General features: G+C 65.2%; 19 protein-coding genes. 10 read left to right on the forward strand and 9 right to left on the reverse strand.

Features of this window, described 5'->3' with window-relative positions:
* The first annotated feature begins 53 nt into the window (after window positions 1-53).
* From DCM80_RS23925 to DCM80_RS23935, 3 genes are all read left to right on the forward strand, one after another.
* Window positions 54-758 carry a phosphatidylserine decarboxylase gene (locus DCM80_RS23925; protein ID WP_257180901.1) on the forward strand — a complete coding sequence of 235 codons (705 nt, stop codon included), beginning with the start codon at window positions 54-56 and terminating at the stop codon, window positions 756-758.
* An 85-nt stretch (window positions 759-843) separates the two neighbouring features.
* A complete protein-coding gene (locus DCM80_RS23930; protein WP_257194009.1) occupies window positions 844-1,728 on the forward strand; it encodes a phosphatidylcholine/phosphatidylserine synthase in 885 nt (294 codons plus the stop codon).
* A 120-nt stretch (window positions 1,729-1,848) separates the two neighbouring features.
* Window positions 1,849-2,568 carry an RraA family protein gene (locus tag DCM80_RS23935; RefSeq protein WP_257194010.1) on the forward strand — a complete coding sequence of 240 codons (720 nt, stop codon included), beginning with the start codon at window positions 1,849-1,851 and terminating at the stop codon, window positions 2,566-2,568.
* 2 nt (window positions 2,569-2,570) lie between these two features.
* Here the strand turns inward: DCM80_RS23935 and DCM80_RS23940 are convergent, their stop codons facing one another.
* Window positions 2,571-2,864, reverse strand: a complete 294-nt coding sequence (locus DCM80_RS23940; RefSeq protein WP_257194011.1) for a hypothetical protein — start codon at window positions 2,862-2,864, stop codon at window positions 2,571-2,573.
* 122 nt (window positions 2,865-2,986) lie between these two features.
* The gene (plsY, locus tag DCM80_RS23945) at window positions 2,987-3,667 is read right to left on the reverse strand and encodes a glycerol-3-phosphate 1-O-acyltransferase PlsY (RefSeq protein WP_257194012.1); all 681 of its coding nucleotides are present in this window, start codon (window positions 3,665-3,667) and stop codon (window positions 2,987-2,989) included.
* A gap of 297 nt (window positions 3,668-3,964) precedes the next feature.
* On the opposite strand from plsY, the gene DCM80_RS23950 reads away from it, so the two are divergent.
* The 7 genes from DCM80_RS23950 (at window position 3,965) to DCM80_RS23980 (ending at window position 12,739) form a co-directional block, all read left to right on the forward strand.
* Window positions 3,965-4,738: a motility protein A gene (locus DCM80_RS23950; RefSeq protein WP_257194013.1), complete on the forward strand. Its 774-nt coding sequence runs from the start codon at window positions 3,965-3,967 to the stop codon at window positions 4,736-4,738.
* Window positions 4,739-4,761: 23 nt separating this feature from the next.
* Complete coding sequence (locus tag DCM80_RS23955) at window positions 4,762-5,592, forward strand: flagellar motor protein MotB (RefSeq protein WP_028135680.1); 831 nt, start codon at window positions 4,762-4,764, stop codon at window positions 5,590-5,592.
* A 223-nt stretch (window positions 5,593-5,815) separates the two neighbouring features.
* Window positions 5,816-7,714, forward strand: a complete 1,899-nt coding sequence (locus DCM80_RS23960; protein ID WP_257177775.1) for a potassium transporter Kup — start codon at window positions 5,816-5,818, stop codon at window positions 7,712-7,714.
* Window positions 7,715-7,850: 136 nt separating this feature from the next.
* On the forward strand, window positions 7,851-9,779 hold the full coding sequence (locus DCM80_RS23965; RefSeq protein ID WP_257194014.1) for a potassium transporter Kup: 1,929 nt from the start codon (window positions 7,851-7,853) through the stop codon (window positions 9,777-9,779).
* A 303-nt stretch (window positions 9,780-10,082) separates the two neighbouring features.
* On the forward strand, window positions 10,083-10,409 hold the full coding sequence (locus tag DCM80_RS23970; protein ID WP_028135683.1) for a rhodanese-like domain-containing protein: 327 nt from the start codon (window positions 10,083-10,085) through the stop codon (window positions 10,407-10,409).
* A 9-nt stretch (window positions 10,410-10,418) separates the two neighbouring features.
* Window positions 10,419-11,597: an aminotransferase gene (locus DCM80_RS23975; RefSeq protein WP_257194015.1), complete on the forward strand. Its 1,179-nt coding sequence runs from the start codon at window positions 10,419-10,421 to the stop codon at window positions 11,595-11,597.
* A 2-nt stretch (window positions 11,598-11,599) separates the two neighbouring features.
* The gene (locus DCM80_RS23980; protein WP_257194016.1) at window positions 11,600-12,739 is read left to right on the forward strand and encodes a polyamine ABC transporter substrate-binding protein; all 1,140 of its coding nucleotides are present in this window, start codon (window positions 11,600-11,602) and stop codon (window positions 12,737-12,739) included.
* 93 nt (window positions 12,740-12,832) lie between these two features.
* On the opposite strand, the gene DCM80_RS23985 is transcribed toward DCM80_RS23980, so the two are convergent.
* The 7 genes from DCM80_RS23985 to DCM80_RS24015 form a co-directional block, all read right to left on the reverse strand.
* On the reverse strand, window positions 12,833-13,765 hold the full coding sequence (locus DCM80_RS23985; RefSeq protein ID WP_257194017.1) for a lipid A biosynthesis lauroyl acyltransferase: 933 nt from the start codon (window positions 13,763-13,765) through the stop codon (window positions 12,833-12,835).
* 8 nt (window positions 13,766-13,773) lie between these two features.
* Entirely contained in the window at window positions 13,774-15,051 is a 1,278-nt protein-coding gene (locus DCM80_RS23990; protein WP_028135687.1) for a beta-ketoacyl-ACP synthase, read from the reverse strand.
* A gap of 18 nt (window positions 15,052-15,069) precedes the next feature.
* The gene (locus tag DCM80_RS23995) at window positions 15,070-16,275 is read right to left on the reverse strand and encodes a beta-ketoacyl-ACP synthase (protein WP_257194018.1); all 1,206 of its coding nucleotides are present in this window, start codon (window positions 16,273-16,275) and stop codon (window positions 15,070-15,072) included.
* Window positions 16,272-16,742 (reverse strand): 3-hydroxyacyl-ACP dehydratase FabZ family protein, encoded by a 471-nt coding sequence (locus DCM80_RS24000; RefSeq protein ID WP_028135689.1) that lies wholly within the window; start codon window positions 16,740-16,742, stop codon window positions 16,272-16,274. Before DCM80_RS24000 ends, DCM80_RS23995 begins: the two co-directional genes overlap by 4 nt.
* Before the next feature lie 10 nt (window positions 16,743-16,752).
* Window positions 16,753-17,040 (reverse strand): acyl carrier protein, encoded by a 288-nt coding sequence (locus DCM80_RS24005; RefSeq protein ID WP_007592476.1) that lies wholly within the window; start codon window positions 17,038-17,040, stop codon window positions 16,753-16,755.
* Window positions 17,041-17,253: 213 nt separating this feature from the next.
* A complete protein-coding gene (locus DCM80_RS24010; protein WP_028135690.1) occupies window positions 17,254-17,595 on the reverse strand; it encodes a hypothetical protein in 342 nt (113 codons plus the stop codon).
* Window positions 17,596-17,868: 273 nt separating this feature from the next.
* Complete coding sequence (locus DCM80_RS24015; protein ID WP_257194019.1) at window positions 17,869-18,642, reverse strand: hypothetical protein; 774 nt, start codon at window positions 18,640-18,642, stop codon at window positions 17,869-17,871.
* Window positions 18,643-18,837 lie beyond the last annotated feature (195 nt).

The raw sequence follows: 18,837 nt of genomic DNA on the forward strand, positions 1-18,837 counted from the left end.
AACTCTGGCCTAAACAGGCCCGCGCGACCTGCGCCATTAACCCCGAGCGGCAGATAACGATGTCCATTCTCGATTCGATCCAGCGTCAGATCCCGCCGATCCACAAGGAGGGTTATCCCTTCATCGGCGGCTTTGCGCTGGCCAGCCTGGTCCTGTTCTGGTTGTGGTCGCCTCTGGGCTGGATCGGCACGATCCTGACCGTGTGGTGCGCGCTGTTCTTCCGCGATCCCGTGCGCGTGACGCCGGTGCGCGAGGGGCTGGTGGTGTCGCCGGCCGACGGCCGCGTCTCGATGATCACCATGGCGCTGCCGCCGGCCGAGCTCGGCCTCGGCGACCGGCCGCTGCCGCGCATCTCGGTGTTCATGAGCGTGTTCAATTGCCACGTGAACCGCGCGCCGGTCGCGGGCCGGGTGGATCGCATCGCCTACCGCCCCGGCCTCTTCATCAATGCCGAGCTCGACAAGGCCAGCGAGGACAACGAGCGCAACTCGCTGGTCATCTCGACGCCGACGGCCCGCATCGGTGTGGTGCAGATCGCAGGCCTCGTCGCCAAGCGCATCGTCTGTTTCGTCCGGGAAGGCCAGGCGATCGGCGCCGGCGAGCGCTTCGGCCTGATCCGCTTCGGCTCGCGGCTCGACGTCTATCTGCCCGTTGGCACCAAGGCACTGGTCTCGGAAGGGCAGACCGCCATAGCCGGCGAGACGATTTTGGCCGATCTTGCCGGCGACGATCCCGGCCGCGCCTTCCGCGCCAATTAACCAATAGTCGGTCCAGGAGGGCCTTCCGCTGCGATGGCGGAGGGGGGCGCGGCTTGCTATATCTCGCCTCGAGGTGAGGACAGCCATGACGCCCTACGATCTGAGAGATCCCGATGTACGCCGCCGCCGGTTCCGCCCGATACCGGTGCGGATGCTGGTGCCCAACGTCATCACGCTGCTGGCGATCTGCGCCGGCCTGACCTCGATCCGGCTGTCGATCGAAGGGCGGATGTCGCTCGCCGTCTATGCCATCGTGTTCGCGGCCGCGCTCGACGGCATCGACGGGCGCATCGCGCGCATGATCAAGGGCCAGTCCAAGTTCGGCGCCGAGCTCGACAGCCTCGCCGATTTCGTCAATTTCGGCGTTGCGCCCGGCCTGATGCTGTATTTCTGGCAGCTGCACGAGCTCGGCAATGCCGGCTGGATCGCCGCCATGGTGTTCGCGATTTCCGGCGGCCTGCGTCTGGCGCGCTTCAACGCCACCATGGACGATCCCAACAAGCCGGCCTTCGCCGCCAATTTCTTCACCGGCGTGCCGGCGCCGGCCGGCGCGATCACCGTGCTGCTGCCGATCTACGTCGCCTTCCTCGATCTCGGCCGCATGCCTGCGGCGGTGACGGCGGCCTACACGCTCCTGATCGCTTTCCTGATGGTGTCGCGCCTGCCGGTGTTCTCCGGCAAGACCAAGCGCATGCGCGTGCCGCCGGAGCTGGTGCTGCCGGCCTTCGTCGCGGTGATCGTCTTCATCGCGCTGCTGATCGCCTATCCCTGGCACGTGCTGTCGATCGGCACGGTGCTGTATCTTCTGGCTTTACCGCTCGGCTACAAATCCTATCGCGACCAGGCCCGCGCGATGCAGGCTGCGGCGCCTGCGGGAGACGAGGTCTCCTCGCCGCCCTCGGCACCGACGCTGACGAATCTGTCAGAGCCGCCGCAGGACGACGACGACCGGCCCGGACGCCTGCACTGAGCCGCGACACGCGGATATCTGCCATGAGGCCCCCCGAGTTGGGTTGAGACCCGATCTCGGCTATATCGCCCTGTGACGGCGGCATCGCGTCAATCAGCCGCCAATCTGGGAGAGAACGCCGTGACCGATAAAGCGACCGGGCCGCTGCCCGCTTCCGTCCTCGAAGCGCTGGGCCGCTACGACACGCCGACGATCTGCAATGCCATGGAGATCGTGGCGCCCGAGCGCCGGCTGATCGGCTACACCACCAAGCAACTGGTCTGCCCGTTCCCCGATTTGCCGCCGATCGTCGGCTATGCCCGCACGGTTGCGATCCGCTCGGTGCTGAAATCCTCGCTTCCCGCCGAGGAGCAGTCGAAGCGCCGCATTGAATATTACGAATATGTCGGCACCGGCCATGGGCCGCGCATCTCCGTGATCCAGGACATCGACGGTCCCGACGTCGGCTACGGCGCGTTCTGGGGCGAGGTGCAGAGCAACGTGCACAAGGCGCTCGGCTGCCTCGGCGTCATCACCGACGGCTCGATCCGCGACATCCCGCAATGGGCCCCTAGCTTCCAGGCGCTGGCCGGCTCGATCGGGCCGTCGCACGCCTGGGTCCATGCCGAGAGCTTTGGCGGCGAGGTCCGCGTCGCCGGCATGACCGTGAGGTCTGACGACCTGATCCACGCCGACCGGCACGGCGCCATCGTGATCCCGCTCGACGTCGCGGCAAAGCTGCCCGAGGCTGCCGAGCTCTGCGGTCGCCGCGAGACGCCGATCCTGGAGATCGCCCGCAGTCCCGATTTTTCGCTGGAAAAGCTGAAGGCCGCGTTGAAGCGCTCGGCGGAGATCCACTGAGCCTACGGCGATGACGCCGGTCGCGTGCTGCCTTGTTCGGCCAGGAACAGGGCAGCCTGATCCGGCTCTCCCAGCACGGCGGCGGCACATCCGATCAGGGCGAAGCCGCCGGCGAAGTCCCAGAGGGTGATGTCGTCCGCGCTGTTGGGGCTGTGAAGCAATCGCGCCGCGAGCAGGGCGAAGGCCGCCTCGACAAAGAGCAGGGCGCTGAACGCCGGCAGGACCAGCTCCGGCTCGAGCAGATGGAGCGCCAGCACCGCCGGCAACGCGGTGAGAACACCGAATAGCGTCAACATTGCAATCGCTCCCGCGATCGAGCATGTGCAGGCGCAGAATAGCAGATCATTAACCGGCCCGCCCGTGGCGCAGGGCCGCAGTTCGCTTGGGAACTCAGCTTCGATGGCGAGCGAGCAGTTCCTTAAGGCTCCGGCCGTGGTTCCGGACTGAATTGCCCGAACCGTGGCTCGGTCCCGGCCAGCAGGCGCTGAATGTTGCTGCGATGGCGCACGATCACATAGATGCCACCTGCAAGCACCAGCAATCGATAGGGCAAGGGTTGCTGGAGGACGCAGACGAGGGCGATCGCCGTCAGCGCGGCCAGCATCGAGCCCAGCGAGACGATGCGCGACACAGCCAAGGCGACAGCAAAAGCGATTGCTGCTCCGAGCCCGACCGGCCACGCCATCGCAAGCAGGACGCCGAGCCCTGTCGCCGCGGATTTGCCACCGGTGAAGTTCAGCCAAATCGAGAGGGCGTGTCCCAGCAACGCGGCAAGTCCGGAAAGACACACGGCCCAGTCGATCCAGCCTTGCGGATCGAGTGCGGCCGGCGGCGTGCCTGATGGAAACGTGAAGACCCAGCCAAAGAACCAGCGGGCAAAGACAATTGCCGCGGCACCCTTGAGCACATCAACCAGAAGCACAGCCAGCGCGGGCCATTTTCCGAGGATGCGCAGCACATTTGTCGCGCCGGTCGATTTGGAGCCGTGCTCCCTGATGTCGATACCCCTCATCAACTTCCCTGCGAGATAACCGGTGGGCACAGAACCAAAGAGATAGGCGATGGCCAATCCAATCGCGCACGCCAGCCAGAAAACCATGGGAGACCCCTCGACGCTCCAGTGTCGGCCATAACGGCTGCGTGTTCATGCGTCCGCCGCCCGGAGGGCGAGGACATCATCGGCCGAGGGCGCTTTTATGGTTAGTGAAACGTTGAGATCCCTGTCGGCAAGCGGCAAAGCCGGTATCCCCAAGCGCACTGGGCCGGTCCGGCGTGCTGGCTCAACTTAACCTTTACGCGGCTTTAAGGGCGGCGCTCTAGGGTTTGCGATGCGGTTCGGGGTTGGGCCGCACCAGCGGCCAGGACGGCCGTTGTCGCGTACGCGTTGGAGTCGAGAATGGATATCGCAACACTCGTCGGGTTGGCCGCGGGCGCCACAGTGGTGTCGACGCTGATCTTGATGGGCGGCAGCTTCGGGATGTTCTACGACATCCACGCCGTGATCGTCATCTTCGGCGGCTCCTTCGCCGCAACGATGATCCGCTTTCCATTGTCCGCGATGATCCACGGCGTGCCGCTCGGCGCGAAGTTTGCCTTCACCCTGAGCCGCCTTTCGGCCCACGATCTCGTCGACGAACTCGCCCGCATCGCCGAAATCGCCCGCAAGCAGGGTCCGGTCGGGCTGGAAAAGGTCGAGACTGACGAGCCGTTCCTCGCCAAGGGCATCCGCTACGTCGCCGACGGCTACGACCTCGATTTCATTCGCGACAATCTGGAGCGCGACCGCGACAACTTTCTGATGCATCTCGACGAAGGCAGCAAGATCTACCGCGCCGTCGGCGACTGCGCCCCGGCGTTCGGCATGATCGGCACGCTGCTCGGCATGGTGCAGATGTTCTCCAACATGTCGGATCCTTCCAAGCTCGGTCCGTTCATGGCCACCGCGCTGCTGGCGACCCTGTACGGCGCTGTTGTCGCCAACCTGGTCTGCCTGCCGATTGCCGACAAGCTGCACGGCAAGCTGCTCGACGAAGAGACCAACCGCACCCTGATCATCGACGGCATCCTGATGATCCGCGACTCCAAGAGCCCGACCCTGGTGCGCGAAATGCTGCTGGCCTATCTGCCGGAGAAGCATCGTAACACCGAGGGAGAGCCGGTGCCGGCCTAAGGCCGCTGCCCGGAATTTGAGAGATGGCCAAGAAGAAGCGCGGCAATGCTCACGGCGGCGGCCACGGCTGGTTCGTGACCTTCGCCGACCTGATGGCGCTGCTGCTGGCGTTCTTCGTGATGCTGGTCGCGTTCTCCACACAGGATGCCAACAAGCTGAAGATCGTCGCGGGCTCGATGCGCGAGGCGTTCGGCGTGCAGAGCGAAGCGCGCTACTCCGGCATCGTCGAATCGGACGGTCTGCCGACGCGCCCGCGGCTCAAGAACGTCGACCACATCCAGCCGGAAGATGCGTCCAACACGCCGACGCCGGATCAGGAAGACCGCGAGAAGACCTCCGGCGCAAAGATCAAGGTCGACCGCAATTTCGCGCTCGCCGCAGCCTCGCTGCGCCAGGCGTTGCAGGACATGCCGGAGCTGACCGAGATGTCCAAGCACATCATGTTCGAGGAGACCAAGCAGGGCCTCAACCTCGAGATCGTCGACCAGGACGGCCGCTCGATGTTCGCCGACGGCTCCAAGGTGCCCTATGACAGGACCCGCCGCCTGGTCGAGAAGCTCGCCATTCCGCTCAAGGCCACGCCGCTCCGCGTCTCCATCGCCGGTCACACCGCGGCCGGCTTCGTGCCGAACCGCAGCGATTACGGCGCCTTCGATCTGTCGGCCGACCGCGCCAATGCCGTGCGTCAGATTCTCGAACGCGAGGGCCTGCCGCCGTCGCACATCTTCGCCGTCTCCGGCAAGGCGGACACCCAGCCACTGTTTCCGGACGATCCTTCGCTCGCAGCCAACCGGCGAGTGACCATCACCCTGATGCGCGAGGATCCGCCGCTGCCGCCAAATCTGAAGCCCTGACCGGGCACGGTGCGCGTCGGCTTCCGACGCGATCGTGCCCGGAGGATGACTCTCTTGCGCTACCATGTTACCTGAGGCATGTCGTTGCGCGGGCGATGAGCGTGGCTGCAGCGTCACAGCATCCGGCTCCGCGCCTGCTATGGTGGTGCGCCGATTGACAGGCGCACCGGAAGCGTCAAAAGGCGCCGGATCAATTCCCAGGGAAGAAGAGTTCTTCACCCTCATGACGGCGAGCATCACACAGGCCGAGACCCAGGAAGGGCCGGTCAGATCAGGTTTTTGGGCCCTTACGCTCGGAAGCATCGGCGTCGTCTTCGGCGATATCGGCACCTCGCCGCTCTACGCATTTCACGAGGCGGTCAAGGGAGCGGCCCATGGCGAGCCGGTCTCACGGGTCATCGTGCTCGGTGTGCTCTCGCTGATCCTGTGGGCCCTTTTGATCGTCGTCACCGCCAAATACGTCCTGCTGCTGCTGCGTGCCGACAATAACGGGGAGGGCGGCACGCTCTCGCTGATGGCGCTCGGTCAACGCGCGCTCGGGCGGCGAAGCTGGGTCTTGATGGCGCTCGGTGTGGTGGGCGCCTCCATGTTCATCGGCGATTCCATGATCACGCCGGCGATCTCGGTGCTTTCGGCGGTGCAGGGCCTCAAGCTCGCGACCCCCGCGCTCGAGCACTATGTCGTGCCGCTCACCGTCCTCATCCTGGTGCTGCTGTTCGCGGTCCAGAGCAAGGGGACCGCCTTGGTCGCATCGGCCTTCGGGCCTGTGATGGTGGTCTGGTTCGCCGTGATCGCGGTGATGGGGGCCGTCCACATCGCCGACGACCCCACCGTGCTCGCGGCAATCAATCCCTATTACGCAGTGCAGTTCGTGCTGTCGCACGGCGTTATCGGCCTCGTGACGCTCGGCGCCGTGTTCCTGGCGGTGACCGGCGGCGAGGCGCTTTATGCCGATCTCGGCCATTTCGGCCGCAAGCCGATCCAGTCGGCCTGGATGTTCTTCGTGCTGCCCGCGCTCCTGATCAACTATTTCGGGCAGGGTGCGCTGGTGCTGTCCGATCCCAGCGCGATCGAGCACTCCTTCTATCGTATGGTGCCCGAGAGCCTGGTGCTACCGCTGGTCGGACTCGCGACAGCCGCAACCGTGATCGCGAGCCAGGCGGTCATCACCGGCGCCTATTCGCTGGTCCACCAAGCCGTGCAACTCGGGCTCCTGCCGCGTTTCGAGGTGCGTTACACCTCCGAATCCCATGCCGGCCAGATCTATCTGCCGCGCGTCAACCGCCTGCTGCTGATCGGCGTGATGCTGCTGGTGTTGCTGTTCCACACTCCCAGCAATCTGGCTTCGGCCTACGGTATTGCCGTCTCCACCACCATGGTCGCCGATGGCATCATGGGCTTCGTCGTGATTTGGAAGCTATGGAACTGGCGCGCGGCGACGGCCGCGGCCGTGATCGTCCCCTTCGTCATCGTCGATTTGAGCTTCTTCAGCGCCAACCTGCTCAAGTTGCTCGAAGGCGCCTGGGTGCCGCTGCTGTTCGGAATCGTCATGGCGGGGACGATCTGGACCTGGCGCAAGGGCTCCGGAATTTTGATCCAGAAGACGCGACGGATCGAGGTGCCGCTCGACGATTTGATCCGCAGCCTCGAGAAGCGGCCCCCGCACATCGTCAAGGGTACCGCGGTGTTCCTGACCAGCGATCCCGCGTTCGTGCCGACCGCGCTGCTGCACAATCTCAAGCACAACAAGGTGCTGCACGAGCACAACGTGATCCTGACCATCGAGACCGCGCACACGCCGCGGGTCGACCTGGCGGAGCGATTCCGCATGGAGAAGATCAGCGACAAATTCTCCAAGGTCCGTCTGCGCTTCGGCTTCATGGAGCAGCCGAACGTGCCCAAGGCGCTCGCGATCGCGCGCAAGCAGGGCTGGCAGTTCGACATCATGTCGACGTCGTTCTTCGTGTCACGGCGATCGCTGAAAGCATCGGCGCAGTCGGGCATGCCGCTGTGGCAGGATCATCTATTCATCGCGCTCAGCCGGTCCGCCAACGATGCCACCGACTATTTCCAGATCCCCACCGGACGCGTGGTTGAAGTCGGAACCCAGGTCACCATCTAGAACGAAACTGCAGTAGCTATGCGGATTTGCATAGCTAAGGCCTGATAACGGGCTAGGCTATGTCGGTAGCGCAGGACTATAAGCCGCGCGCTCCGCCGTTGTGCAGTGAAGCATTTTAGAGGCCGTAGGCTCTCCCATGACAAGTGATGTAGCGATTTCCGCCCCGGAAACGGTGGCGGCCAATGGGCATGGCGATGCCCATACCACCGCCGGTTTCGGGGCGCTGACGCTCGGCAGCATCGGGGTGGTCTATGGCGATATCGGCACCAGTCCGCTCTACGCCTTCCGCGAGGCGGTGATGGCCGCCTCGGGCGCAGAGGGGCTTCCGACGCCGGCCGCGGTGCTCGGCGTGCTCTCCCTGATCCTGTGGGCGCTGATCGTCGTGGTGACGCTCAAATACGTCGTGATCCTGCTCCGGGCCGACAACAACGGCGAGGGCGGCACGCTGGCGCTGATGGCGCTGGCCCAGCGCGCGGTCGGCACCGGCGGGGCGACCATCGTCCTGCTCGGCATCATCTCCGGCGCGCTGTTCTACGGCGACGCCGTGATCACGCCGGCGCTCTCGGTGCTGTCGGCGATCGAGGGCATGAAGGACGTCACGCTCAGGTTCGAGCCCTATATCGTGCCGCTGACGGTGCTCATCCTGGTCTGCCTGTTCGCCGTGCAGTCGCGCGGCACCGCCCGCGTCGCCGCCTTCTTCGGCCCGATCATGTGCGTCTGGTTCGCCGTCATCGCGGCGGCGGCAATCCATCCGATCATCCAGCAGCCGCAGGTGCTGCTGGCTCTGAACCCGCTCTACGCCGTGTCCTTCATGCTCCACCACGGCATCATCGGTTTCGTGACCCTGGGCGCGGTGTTCCTTGCCGTCACCGGCGCCGAGGCGCTCTACGCCGACCTCGGCCATTTCGGCAAGCGGCCGATCCAGTTCGCCTGGCTGTCGATCGTGCTGCCCTCGCTGGCGCTGAACTATCTGGGGCAGGGCGCGCTCGTGCTCAGCGACCCCGGCGCGATCGTGAGCCCGTTCTTCCAGCTGTTCCCGCAAGGCTTCTTCCGCGGCTGCATGGTCGTGCTCGCCACCATGGCGACCGTCATCGCCAGCCAAGCGGTCATCACCGGCGCCTATTCGCTGACGCGCCAGGCGATCCAGCTCGGCCTGCTGCCGCGCTTCGAAATTCGCCATACGTCTGAAGCCCATTCCGGCCAGATCTTCATCCCGCGCATCAACCAGCTGCTGCTGGTCGCGGTGGTGCTGTTGGTGCTGCTGTTCCGCTCCTCGAGCGCGCTGGCTTCGGCCTACGGCATCTCCGTCACCGGGACCATGGTGGTCACGGCGATGATGGGCTTTGTCGTGGTCTGGAAGGGCTGGCGCTGGAAGCCGCTGGCGGCCGCGGCGCTGATTGCCCCGTTCCTGCTCCTCGATCTGACCTTCCTGAGCGCGAACCTGCTCAAGGTGCTCGAGGGCGGCTGGGTGCCGCTGGCGCTCGGCGCGCTCATGATCATCGTGATGTACACCTGGCGGCGCGGGAGCCGGCTCCTGTTCGAGAAGTCGCGTAAGCTCGAGTTCCCGCTCGCCGAGCTCGTCGCCATGCTGGAGAAGCGGCCGCCGCAGCGCGTGCCCGGCACCGCCGTGTTCCTGACCTCGGATCCCCTGAGCGCGCCGACGGCGCTGATGCACAGCCTGAAGCACTACAAGGTGCTGCACGAGAAGAACGTCATTCTCACCATCGAGACGGCGCAGACCCCGCGCATCGATCCGTCCGAGCGGGTCAAGCTGGAGCAGATCTCGCCGACCTTCTCCAAGGTGACGCTCAGGTTCGGCTTCATGGAATCGCCCAACGTGCCGAAGGCGCTGGCGATCGCCCGCAAGCTCGGCTGGCAGTTCGACATCATGTCGACCTCGTTCTTCCTGTCGCGGAGGGCGCTGAAGCCGGCCGCTCATTCGGGCATGCCGCGCTGGCAGGACCGGCTGTTCATCTCGCTCAGCCGCTCCGCCAACGACGCCACGGACTATTTCCAGATCCCGAGCGGCCGCGTGGTCGAGGTCGGCACCCAGGTGGCGATCTAGCTCCGCTGTCGTCGCCCGGCTTGACCGGGCGACCCAGTATTCCAGAGACGGCGCGGCTAGAACCGAGGAGCCGCGGCGTACTGGATTCCCCGCCTTCGCGGGGAATGACATCGAGGGCGTGGTGAGAGGGAGGGCGGTGTCTCTGGCGCGGCCTCCGAACGCCGCACTTCAAGTCGCTGCGATTTAGCTTTAACTTGCGCCGCGCGGCTCAAGCCTTTGTAGCGCTTGATTTTCGTCTCCCGAGAGGCGAGGTTGCCGCCGGCCGGACGCCCCGGCCTGCGGCTCGCGACGTTGGAGGATGATGTGGCAAACCAGGTACAGGATCTGACCCCGGACGAGGTCTCCAAAGGTGTCGCGGAAGGACGCTATCTGCTGGTCGACGTTCGCGAGCCGAACGAGGTCCAGGCTGAGGCCTATCCTTACGGCGTCGTCGTCCCGCTCTCGACTTTCGATCCGAAGGCGATTCCCGATCCCCAGGGCAAGCAGGTCGTGTTCGCCTGCCGCTCGGGCAAGCGCTCGGTGACGGCCTCGCTCGCGGCGCAGGCGGCGGGCCTGCCTTACGACAAGCATCTGGCCGGCGGCATGCTGGGCTGGAAGGCGGCCGGTCTTCCCAGCAAGGCCGGTGGCTGACCTCATCCGATGTCAAAGAGCTCCTCGCTGAACAAGGTCTTCGCCGACCTTCCCGTCACCATCTTCGAGGCGATGTCGCAGGCCGCCCGCGACAACGACGCGATCAATCTCGGCCAGGGCTTTCCCGACGATCCCGGCCCGGAAGACATCCGCCGCGCCGCGGCCGAGGCCTCGCTGAACGGCTACAACCAGTACCCGTCGATGATGGGCCTGCCGGAGCTGCGCCAGGCGATCGCGACCCATTACGGCCATTGGCACGGCCTCAAGCTCGATCCGATGAGCGAGGTGATGGTCACCTCCGGCGGCACCGAGGCGCTGACCTCGGCCATACTCGCGGTGGTCCAGCCTGGCGACGAGGTGGTGTGCTTCCAGCCGGTCTATGATTCCTATCTGCCGATCATCCGGCAGGCCGGCGGCATTCCGCGCCTCGTCCGGCTCGAGCCGCCGCATTGGCGGCTGAATGAGGACATGCTGAAAAGCGTCTTCAATTCAAAGACCAAGGCTGTGCTGTTCAACAATCCCTTGAATCCGTCCGCGGTGGTCTATCCGCGCGAGGACCTCGAGCTGCTCGCGCGCTACTGCCAGGAGTTCGACGTCATCGCGATCTGCGACGAGGTCTGGGAGCACGTCACCTTCGACGAGCACAAGCACATCCCGCTGATCACCATCCCGGGCATGCGTGAGCGCACCATCAAGGTCGGCTCGGCCGGCAAGATCTTCTCGCTCACCGGCTGGAAGATCGGCTTCGTCTGCGCCGCACCGCCCTTGTTGCGCGTCGCTGCCAAGGTGCACCAGTTCCTGACCTTCACCACCGCGCCGAACCTGCAGGCCGCCGTCGCCTTCGGACTCGGCAAGTCCGACGAGTACTTCCTGTCGATGCGCAAGGATCTGACGCGGAGCAGGGACCGCCTGACCAGGGGGCTCGAAAGCCTCGGCTTCCCCGTGCTGAAGTCGCAAGGCACCTACTTCCTCACCGTGGACCTGTCGCCGCTCGGACTCAACGAGAGCGACACCGAATTCTGCTGGCGCATCGTGAAGGATTACAAGGTGGCGGCGATCCCGGTCTCGGCATTCTACGAGCAGGACCCCGTGACCTCGGTGGTGCGCTTCTGCTTCGCCAAGAAGGACCAGACGCTGGACACCGCGTTGGAACGGCTCTCTGACGCGGTGCGTGGACGCAAGAGGTAGTGATGACGAAGGTCGGCCGCGCGAGGCTTTGCTTTTCCTGGCTTTGCCTTGGTTTTGCGATCGTCGCGCCGCTGACGTTGCTTTCCGCCCCAGTTCAGGCGGAGCAGCGGGTCGTCAATTTCTACAACTGGTCCAATTACATGGCGCCTGATGTCCTGGAGGCCTTCACCAAGGAGACCGGGATCAAGGTCGTCTACGACACGTTCGATGCCAACGAGACGCTGGAGACGCGCCTGATGGCCGGCAAGTCCGGCTACGATGTCGTGGTGCCCACGGCCTATTTCCTGCAGCGCCAGATCAAGGCCAACATCTTCCAGAAGCTCGACAAGGCGAAGCTGCCGAACCTCGCCAATGCCTGGCCGATGGTGACCAAGCATCTGGCGACCTACGATCCCGGCAACGTCTATGCCGCCAACTACATGTGGGGCACGACCGGCATCGGCTACAACGTCGCCAAGGTGAAGCAGGTCCTCGGGGCCGATGCCAAGATCGACAGCTGGGACATCGTCTTCAAGCCGGAGAACCTGGCCAAGTTCAAGGATTGCGGCGTGCACATGCTGGACTCCGCCGACGACATCTTTCCGGCGGCGCTGAGCTGGCTCGGTCTCGATCCGAACTCGACCAAGCAGGCCGACCTGGAGAAAGCCGCCGATGCCGTCGCCAAGGTCCGTCCGTCCGTCCGCAAGTTCCACTCGTCTGAATATTTGAGCGCGCTCGCCACCGGCGAGATCTGCTTCGTGGTCGGCTGGTCCGGCGACATCATGCAGGCCCGCGCCCGCGCCGCCGAAGCCAAGAAGGACAGCAGCAGCGGCATCGAGATCGGCTACGCCATCCCCAAAGAGGGCGCGCAGATGTTCTTCGACAATCTCGCCATCCCTGCCGACGCCAAGAACGTCAACGAAGCCCATGAGCTGATCAACTATCTCTACCGCCCAGACGTTGCCGCCAGGAACTCGGACTTCCTGTCCTACGCCAGCGGCAACCTCGCCAGCCAGAAGCTGGTCGATCCGAAGATCCTGAACGACAAGAACATCTATCCGGACGAGGCGACGCTTTCAAAATTGTTCGTCATCACGGCGCGCGAGCCGGCGACGCAGCGGATCATCAACCGGCTCTGGACCCGGGTGAAGACGGGGCGGTGAGGCTCAGGTCATTCCGGTGCGAAGCATCGAACCCGGAATCTCGAGATTCCGGGTTCGATCCTGCGGACTGCCCGGAATGACGGCAGACGGCTCCTACCGCCACCTGCGATGCAGCCACAGCCATTGCTCGGGATGTTCGCGCACCCAGCTCTCCACCACGCTCGTGATCGCTTGGGTCGTGCCCTGGATGTCGATCTTGCCCTCGGCGTCGCGCACCGGCGGGATCTCTTCGCTGATCTCGCCGCGGAAGCGGCCACCGGGCAGGCGGATGATGCGCACGCCGTGGATCGGGCATTCGACCTGGCGCAAGAGGCGCGCCAGCATCGGATTGGCGCGGGTCTTGCGGCCGAAGAAGGTGACCTCGACGCCGCCGGTCAGGTATTGGTCGATCAGCATGGCGACGTGCTTGCCGTCCTTCAGCGCCTGCGCGAGCCGCAGCGGCGCGTCGCGGCCGGCGGGGATCAGCGTGCCCATGTTGACCTGGCGCATCTCCTGGATGATGCGGTCGGCGGAGGCAATGTTGGGGCGGCGGTAGAGGATCGCAGCGTCCAGCCCGTGCGCGACTGCCGCGAGCGCCGGCAATTCCCAATTGGCCAGGTGTGCGGCGAAGATCAGGGCCGGCTTGCCGTCGTCGCGGATACGGTCGAACAGGTCGATGCTGCTCTGGGTCAGTTCGATCCGGCTCTTCTCCGGATGGGCACGGTCGTAATCCCAGACACGGTCCATATGGGCGAACTCGGCGCCGACGCGGCCGAGATTGTCCCACACGCCCATCAGGATCCGTTCGATCTCCTCCGGCGATTTCTCGGGAAAGGCCGCAGCGAGATTGGCGCGGCCGATGCGGTGCTCGCGCAGGCGCGGGCCGATCGTCTTCACGACGCGTGCGAAGAAGTCCGAGGTCTTGACCGGGTCGAAATAGCGCGTGGTGCGCAGCATGCCGACCGTGGCGGCACCGATCAGGCTGCCGCCGATTGATTTGGCAGCCGCCCGCGCGCGGGCCTTCGTGCTCGCAGTCAGGAGCGCCATGCGTCCGGTCAGGCCGGTTCGCGGGTCAGGATTAGCGAGGCGTTCTGGCCGCCGAAGCCGAACGAGTTCGACATCACGGCGGTGACGCGGGCATCGCGCGCCTTGTTGCCGACGACGTCGAACAGGATCGTGGGATCCGGTGTGTCGTAGTTGATCGTCGGCGGAATGCGCTGATGCTCGAGCGTGAGCAGCGAGAAGATCGCCTCGACCGCGCCGGCGGCCGAGATGGTGTGGCCCACCATCGACTTGTTGGAGGTGACCGGAATCTTCTGCAGGAGCTCGCCGAACACGGCCGATGTGGTGTTGTACTCCATCTTGTCGTTCTCGGGCGTCGCGGTGCCGTGCGCGTTGATGTGGTCGATCTGGTCCGGCGTCATGCCGGCGTCGGCCAGCGTCTTGTTCATGCAGCCGATGATCGGCTTGCCGTCGGGCGAGGAGCGGGTGCGATGGAAGGAATCGGTGAGCTCGCCGCAGCCGGCGATCACGCCGAGGATCTTTGCGCCGCGCGCGGTGGCGGCTTCGTAGCTTTCGAGCACCAGCGCGCCGGCGCCTTCTGCCATCACGAAGCCGTCGCGGTTCTTGGAGAAGGGGCGGGAGGCCGCCTGCGGCGGATCGTTCTGGGTCGACAGCGCCGAGAGCAGCGAGAACCGCACCATGGCTTCAGGATTGACCGTGCCGTCGGTCGCGACGCACAGCGCAGCGTCGGTCTCGCCGCGGCGGATGGCTTCGACACCAAGCTGGATCGAGGTCGCGCCGGAGGCACAGGCCGTCGACAGCGAGATCGGCGAGCCCTTGGTGCCGAAGGTCTCGGCGAGGTGTGCTGCGACCGAGCCGAACATGAAACGGTGATGATAGGCGGCGTATTTGCCGCCGCCGGAGATGCGCAGCAGATCGTCATAGTTGAAGTCGGGCTTGCCGACGGCGCGGCCGAGCTCGCGGCGCTGCGGCCATTCCACCTCGACCGGCGCGACCGCCAGGAACAGCGGGCCCGGGAAATCGGCCTTGGCGCCGATGCCGGCCTGATCGAGCGCCTCCTGCGTGACGAGCTCAGCCATCCGTTCGGACAGGCCGGTGGACGAGAACGGCTCGACGCTGACGAAATCGACAGTGCCGGCCATCGTGGTCTTGAGACCGTCGACCGGAAAGCGGGTGATGGTGCGAATGCCGGATTCGCCGGCGACGAGCTTCGCCCAATTGTCGGCCTTGCCGGCACCGAGCGAGGTCATGATCCCCATGCCGGTGACGACGACGACGGGGCGCCCGAGTTTGTCGCGTGGTGCAGTCATGTCGATCCCCCGGGTGAGCTAGTCTACTGCCTCGACCAGCGCCATGCCTTCGCCGCGCCAGTGTCCGGCTCCCACCACCACAATCTGGGTGGGCGCTCCCTGCATTTCAATCTCGGTGCCAGTGGAATCGTTCGGCGGGAACAGCGCACCACGCGAGATCGACAGCGCGGCGAGTGCGATGCCGAGCGGGAATTGCGTCTCCATGGTGTGGCCGAACATCGTGCCGGTCGAACGCACCGGGAATTCGGCGTGAGCCTTCAGGAAGCCGCGCTCTTCGCTCGTTGCCGGCTCCGCACCGGTCGCGCCCGTGATGATCGCGCCCTTGCCTTCGCGCTTGGGCAGCTTGGCCCAGAGCTGCTCCAGCGTCGCGGCCATGTCGCCGGGCTGCTTGCGCCGGGCGAGGTCGGCGACGACGCTCGACAGTCTTGCGAACGGCTTTGCGCCGCGCGCTTGCGCGTGGGCTTTCGATTCCAGCACCAGGAACGCGCCGGCCGAGCCGAGCGCGAAGCCGGCGTGATCCTTGCGCGCCCACACCGGTGCAAACTTGTCCTTCAGGTTGAAGTCGCCGAATTCGTAGAGGACCATGAGGTCCTTGCGCTCGCCGTTATGCGAGCCGCCGACCAGGGCAATGTCGCTCTCGCCCGAGGCGATGCGCGCCAGCGCGATGCGGGCGGCATCGGCCCCCGCAACTTCTTCGCCCATGAAGGTGCGCGAGGTGCCGCCAAGACCGTGCACGATGGCGATGTTGCCGGCGAGCAGATTGGAGAGCTGCGCCAGGAACAAGGTCGGCCGCAGATCGCTCATCAGCCGTTCGTTGAGGAAGCCGGGCGCGTTCGCCCCCTTGGCCTCGGCCGTCAGCACGCCGGTGTCGACGTTGAGGTCGCGCTCGCCGCCGCCGGCGGCCACCACCATGTCGATCTTCGACAGGATGTCCTTGTTGCCCTTGATCCCGGCGGAATCGAGCGCAAGGCCGGCGGCATAGGTGCCGATGCGCTGCCAGGCTTCCATCTGGCGCTGGTCGCCCTTCTTCGGGATCTGGCTGTCGAAGCTGACAGGCATCAGGGGATGCACGATGTAGGGCGCAAAGCCCTTCTCGTCGACGTTGATGCGCTTCTCGGAAAGCGCGGCCCAATTGGCGTCCAGGCCTTCGCCGAGCGAGGTGGCAAGGCCAATGCCGGTGATCCAGACCTCGGTCTGGCCGGGCTTCGAAGCAGTGTCAGTCATGGCGATACGGCCTGTTGCGGAAAGCCGACACGCTCGGCGACTTTTGCCATGTATCCGCGCATATCCGCATTGGGGAAGGGGATCAGCGTGAAGGTGAGCGCCGAATTCGCGCGCAGCTTGCCGCCGACCCTGATCTTGGCTTCGGTCATGGCATAGCCCGAGCCTTCATAGGTGAGGCTCGCCTCGATGCTCATGAGATCGCCGGGGAAGACCGAGCCGCGCACCTTGGCTTCCTTCACGGCGGCAAGAATCGGCATGCGCTCGAACTTGAACACGCCGAGTTGGAGCCAGCCCGAGGCCTGCGCCATCGATTCGATCAAGAGCACGCCGGGCATCAAGGGGTAACCCGGAAAGTGCCCCTCGAAGATGGTGCTCTCCTTGGGGACCTGGGCTTCGACGACGATCGTCTTCTCGTCGACCTTGAGGTCGACGATGCGATCGATCATGTGGAAGTATTCGAGTTGCATGGCCGCGCGCTTACGCGCTCGCGCCCTTGGCCGCAACCAGTTCGTCGATGCGGGCGCACAGGTTCTTCAGCACGAAATATTGCTCGGTGGTCGCCTTGCCGTCGTTGACCTCCTGGGTCCACTTTTCCAGCGGCAGCTTGATACCGAACTGCTTGTCGATCGCGAAGGCGATGTCCAGGAAATCGAGGCTGTCGATGCCGAGGTCATCGATGGCATGGCTATCCGGCGTGATCGTGTCGCGTGGGATGTCGCAGGTTTCAGCGATGATCGTGGCGACCTGATCGAATGTGGAGGACATCACTAAGCCTTTGATATATTGCGGGTATTTGTCAGATTGTCCAGAGTGGCACGGTGGGTGGGCATCGCGCCCCTGATGACGCCCTCAACCCCCGCTCTGGCCGGGTCGAAAGCCCGTATATCGGAGCGCCGCCCTGAGTTCAATGGAGCCGGGCAGGCGAGGAGACGGGGCTGGGGACGCCCGCCGGGGCCTGCTCCCGCCGGCGGACCGGGCCTAGATATGCGGCGTCGTGATCTTGACGCAGTCGCGACGGCCCATCAGCACGCAATCCTGGGTCCGGCGCAAGTCGGCGATGCTGACCGCGAGCCAAATTCCAATGGCGGTCAACGCGATGGTGAAGGCCAGCGCCGCGATGTTGGCGAGCATGCGATGACGGAAATCGCCCGGCTCGGCACGAGGCTGTTCGTAGCGCGACAGGTCGAGCGGTTCGGGCGCGCCGCGCAACGGCTTCACGGTACCGCTACCGCGGTGGACCGCAGGGGGAGGCGAGGTGCGCGGCCTGAACTGGAGCACCCGGTGCTCGTCGTCAGAGCTTATGGGCCGCTGGGTCGTCATAGGGCGGGGATCACTCCGAAGCACGCTTTTTGATAGCATATGGGATGAACGTGTTGCAGAAAATCTTCGCAATGTCCGCGTGCAATCGTACCCCCGCTCTATTTGCGCATGGACCATGCGGAGCGATCGTGAAACCGGCCGTCATGGCTAGGGAAGGACGCGAGGGTTGCGTTGCAACAACGGGCGTAGCGACCGCCATAGACGTCGCGCCCCGGTTTCCGTCTCCGGCCCCGATGCGCGCCGCCGTGCACGGCCGCGCGCGTGCGCACGGCGTCAACCGGCCAGGTCTCGTTCGATGTTCCGCAGCCGCACGAAGGCTGCCCATGCCCGCGGATAATCCTTGTCGGCGGGATCGATCGCGAGCAGTGCGCAACGTGCTCTCTGGATATCTTGCGACGACACACGTTTCGTCGGAGCCTGCGATGTTCTCGACTGCTCCCAACGCGCCTCGATCTCCTTCGCAGCAGCCAAGGCTTCGGCGGCCGTCAGCTCCTGCGCCGATTTCGCTGGACACTGGCCCGAGGGCGGCGCCGGCCATGCGACCGGTGGCTGATCGGCCTGCCAGATCGGTTCGCCGTCCGGTACAGTCTTCGTCTGCGACACCGAAGGTGCCCCTGCCGGCGCCGCTCCCGCCCGGGCCGGTCCTGCTGTTGCCGGGACGAGCGAGCCAGCTGCTCCCGGTGCGACGGCTGCTGTCCGCGCCGAGAGTTGGCCAAGCTGTTGCTCCATCGTGCCGCCACTCGATTGGGGAATGACCTTTCCGACGGCCTTGGCCATTGCCAGCGCGCCGGGGGCTATCGGCGCTTGTTGTTCGGCAGCCCTGACCTCGGTTGCCGTTGGGCACGATCTGTATGGCAGGTGTTGAGAGGTAATCCGGCCGCCGTCGTCGACACGGGCGAGGTAGCTGGCCACGGTGTAGACGAACGCGGCGCCGATCGCGTGGCCGGCCTTGTCGTTCGCGCTCACAGCGCCGCAGACGTATCTCGCAGCGTCCGCCTCGACCGTGTGCAGGCCACTGAAGCGAGCTGAATGCGGCTCGATCAGCACGCGGGAGACTGCTGCTCGGGCCTTGCGATGGTCAGATTGAAACTAGCTCCATATTTCATCGGGATTGACGAGGTCAGGCTGGTAGTTCCACATGTAGCCAGCCCCGAAGAATGCTGCGCCGACGCACGTCGCGATGATGGATGCTCGCAGGTTCATGAGATCGCGCCCTCTGGCAGGCACGACTCGTCCGCGTCT

It is taken from the genome of Bradyrhizobium sp. WBOS08, from assembly GCF_024585125.1.
In the GTDB taxonomy this organism is placed as follows: domain Bacteria; phylum Pseudomonadota; class Alphaproteobacteria; order Rhizobiales; family Xanthobacteraceae; genus Bradyrhizobium; species Bradyrhizobium japonicum_B.

Excerpts from the sequence above, each read along its gene's own strand:
- DCM80_RS23940 (WP_257194011.1), bottom strand. The coding sequence starts at position 2,864 with ATGTTGACGCTATTCGGTGTTCTCACCGCGTTGCCGGCGGTGCTGGCG.
- DCM80_RS24000 (WP_028135689.1), bottom strand. The coding sequence starts at position 16,742 with ATGCAACTCGAATACTTCCACATGATCGATCGCATCGTCGACCTCAAG.
- DCM80_RS23985 (WP_257194017.1), bottom strand. The coding sequence starts at position 13,765 with ATGGCGCTCCTGACTGCGAGCACGAAGGCCCGCGCGCGGGCGGCTGCC.
- DCM80_RS23930 (WP_257194009.1), top strand. The coding sequence starts at position 844 with ATGACGCCCTACGATCTGAGAGATCCCGATGTACGCCGCCGCCGGTTC.
- DCM80_RS24005 (WP_007592476.1), bottom strand. The coding sequence starts at position 17,040 with ATGTCCTCCACATTCGATCAGGTCGCCACGATCATCGCTGAAACCTGC.
- plsY (WP_257194012.1), bottom strand. The coding sequence starts at position 3,667 with ATGGTTTTCTGGCTGGCGTGCGCGATTGGATTGGCCATCGCCTATCTC.
- DCM80_RS23955 (WP_028135680.1), top strand. The coding sequence starts at position 4,762 with ATGGCCAAGAAGAAGCGCGGCAATGCTCACGGCGGCGGCCACGGCTGG.
- DCM80_RS23995 (WP_257194018.1), bottom strand. The coding sequence starts at position 16,275 with ATGACTGACACTGCTTCGAAGCCCGGCCAGACCGAGGTCTGGATCACC.
- DCM80_RS23975 (WP_257194015.1), top strand. The coding sequence starts at position 10,419 with ATGTCAAAGAGCTCCTCGCTGAACAAGGTCTTCGCCGACCTTCCCGTC.
- DCM80_RS23980 (WP_257194016.1), top strand. The coding sequence starts at position 11,600 with ATGACGAAGGTCGGCCGCGCGAGGCTTTGCTTTTCCTGGCTTTGCCTT.
- DCM80_RS23965 (WP_257194014.1), top strand. The coding sequence starts at position 7,851 with ATGACAAGTGATGTAGCGATTTCCGCCCCGGAAACGGTGGCGGCCAAT.
- DCM80_RS23960 (WP_257177775.1), top strand. The coding sequence starts at position 5,816 with ATGACGGCGAGCATCACACAGGCCGAGACCCAGGAAGGGCCGGTCAGA.
- DCM80_RS23990 (WP_028135687.1), bottom strand. The coding sequence starts at position 15,051 with ATGACTGCACCACGCGACAAACTCGGGCGCCCCGTCGTCGTCGTCACC.
- DCM80_RS24010 (WP_028135690.1), bottom strand. The coding sequence starts at position 17,595 with ATGACGACCCAGCGGCCCATAAGCTCTGACGACGAGCACCGGGTGCTC.
- DCM80_RS23950 (WP_257194013.1), top strand. The coding sequence starts at position 3,965 with ATGGATATCGCAACACTCGTCGGGTTGGCCGCGGGCGCCACAGTGGTG.